This window comes from Methylophaga sp. UBA1464 (assembly GCF_002325665.1).
Lineage (GTDB): Bacteria > Pseudomonadota > Gammaproteobacteria > Nitrosococcales > Methylophagaceae > Methylophaga.
Genome location: NZ_DCSO01000004.1, coordinates 1 through 2,368 on the forward strand (window position 1 = coordinate 1; position 2,368 = coordinate 2,368).

Annotated in this window: 4 protein-coding genes; all 4 read left to right on the plus strand. The window is 46.2% G+C overall.

What is annotated here, in order from left to right:
- A partial coding sequence (locus tag B3O33_RS00330) for an MT-A70 family methyltransferase (RefSeq protein ID WP_292362710.1) occupies nucleotides 1-269 on the plus strand: 269 nt, incomplete at its 5' end.
- A 175-nt stretch (nucleotides 270-444) separates the two neighbouring features.
- A complete protein-coding gene (locus B3O33_RS00335; RefSeq protein ID WP_292359010.1) occupies nucleotides 445-708 on the plus strand; it encodes a hypothetical protein in 264 nt (87 codons plus the stop codon).
- Between the two features lie 34 nt (nucleotides 709-742).
- Complete coding sequence (locus B3O33_RS00340) at nucleotides 743-907, plus strand: hypothetical protein (RefSeq protein ID WP_292359012.1); 165 nt, start codon at nucleotides 743-745, stop codon at nucleotides 905-907.
- On the plus strand, nucleotides 855-2,368 hold a 1,514-nt coding region (locus tag B3O33_RS00345), incomplete at its 3' end, for a recombinase family protein (protein ID WP_292362711.1). The genes B3O33_RS00340 and B3O33_RS00345, both read left to right, overlap by 53 nt.

Genomic DNA, 2,368 nt, shown 5'->3' on the forward strand with positions numbered 1-2,368 from the left:
CCAGGTTAATGCTCAGCCTGACGAAAATGGGGATGGGTAACTTTACCCGTACGAATTCAGAAGACTGCTTAATCGCCGTTCGTGGCAATGGCCTGAAGCGAATCAACGCCGGCATTAAAAACACCGTGTTCACGCCTTACACCACGCATTCACAAAAACCGGATGAAGTCAGGCAAGGCATTGTGGAATTGATCGGTGATGTGCCTCGTATTGAGCTATTCGCTCGGCAGAGGGTAGAAGGTTGGGATGCATGGGGGAATGAATTGTAATGATGCCAACTGCTAACAGAGGAATTAAGGAATCACGTCCGCCCACTGAATCTGAACTTATAAAGGTTTGGAACCTGCTTCTCGAATACGAACGCGACCCGAACCATAAAAATGACTCTCTTTACGCTGCTCTTAGGTCTGTAAGAGGTATGGCCCCAGCTGAGGGAGTAGGCCAATGAACTGTTCATCGATGACTTGGATTGTTGAACGTGATGAGCGGCTTAAAATTATCAAAAACCTTGATATTCAGGCTGCAAAAAAGATGCTGCCGACCAATATGACTGATACCGGGTTACTGATTGCGCTGCATAAATTACGATATGAATCCCCGCAAATAGAATCAGAGCTGCGAAATAAAAGCGGCAAGTTTTTACGGGCGAATGGCTTTTGCCGAATCAATGGTTTGCCGTTGCTGCCAGATGGTGAGTTGCCAGAGTGAATAACGTTATTAGCCAGGGCAATGAGCTTTAACCATGGCCGATTCACAGCACATCGATGTCGAAACCGTGGGACAAATCGACGTAGATTCTGCGGTGGATGTGTTATTTCCTATGTTGCTCAAGCAGCTACAAAAACAACAAGAAGATGATCAACAACAGAGCCGCCGTTTATCTCCGATCAAGCAAGGATCGCAGTGATGTAAGTATCGCTGCCCAGCGTCGTGATCTGAATGATTTGGCCACTGAGCGTGGCTTAATTATTGTTGAAGAGTTTATCGATGCCGTGGAGTCTGGAAAAACGGAAAATCGCCCAGGCTTTCAATCTCTCTATGTCAGTATGAAGTCCCGTCAACGTGGCTGGAGCACTTTACTGCTGCTTGATACTAGCCGGCTTTCTCGCCGGCAGTACATTTCCCATTTCTTTGAACATGAAGCCGAAAAGCAGGGGATCCGGATCGTTTATAAATCACTTCCGGATGCAGACCCGATTAGCTCCATGATGTTGAAAACTATCTTGCAGGCTATGGACCAATGGCATTCGATGATCAGCAAACAAAAAGGACTTGCGGGTATGGCTGAAAACGTTAAACAAGGTTTCCGTGCGGGTGGTGCTGCCCCGAAAGGTTACCAGCTTGAGAAAATAGCAACAGGTGCCATTCGTGATGGCCAGGCTGTAATGAAATCCCGACTTATACCTGGTAAAGAAGCCGATAAGGTGTCCAGTTATTTAAAACAGAGGGCAATGGGGATCGGTCGGCAATCAGTACTTACCAGGATGAATTTGAATTGGTCTGCAACCACCGCTTTATCAATGGAGTGGAATGCTCTGACATACGCTGGCCATACTATTTGGAACGTTCACGAAGAAAGGGTCGAAGGTAGAAGTAAAACCGGCAAAAAGCGACGGCCACGCGACCAATGGCACATAAATAAGGATACACATGAGGGACTGATTACCGAAGATGAAGCTGAGGCAATACTGAAACAGCTTGAAGATAACAAGCATAAATCTGTTCGCAGTACTTCAAGTAAATACCTTTTGAGTGGGCTTTTACGTGATGAAAATGATAATAAATGGTCTGGTGATGCCAGTAAGTATTATCGAGCTGCTGGTGGCCGTGGTCGACGTATGACAGCAATGTTTTTAGATGAGTTATTTCTGAGCCAGCTTAAAGCCGATCTGCAGTCTGCGAAGTTTACCGGGTCAATATTGCGACGAGCTAAAAAGGCTGGCCAAACCGATACCACAAAACAACGTGCGGCATTGCATCGACAGATTGACCAGGTTGATACACGCATTCAACGCCTGGTCGAACTGGCCTCCACGTCAAGTGCTCCAGATGCATTTCTTCGTTCGGTTGAATCAAAAGAAAATGAACGACGGCAATTACTGTCTGCCATTAACGAATTGGATGAGCAGAGTAGTGCTGAAAACTATCTGGCATCACTCACTGAGTTCGATATCAAACGTGCTTTGGACCAATTATTTAAAGAGCTTCATGCGTTGGATAGAGAGAGTCTGAAAGACTTCATATGCCGGATTGTTGAGCGGGTAGTTGTTGCTGCAGATAAGAAAAACCCCCGGATGGTTATTCATTACAGAATACACATCCGAGGGTTTAATATGGCGTCCCCAAGGGGATTCGAACCCCTGTTACC

Excerpts from the sequence above, each read along its gene's own strand:
- B3O33_RS00340 (WP_292359012.1), top strand. The coding sequence starts at position 743 with ATGGCCGATTCACAGCACATCGATGTCGAAACCGTGGGACAAATCGAC.
- B3O33_RS00335 (WP_292359010.1), top strand. The coding sequence starts at position 445 with ATGAACTGTTCATCGATGACTTGGATTGTTGAACGTGATGAGCGGCTT.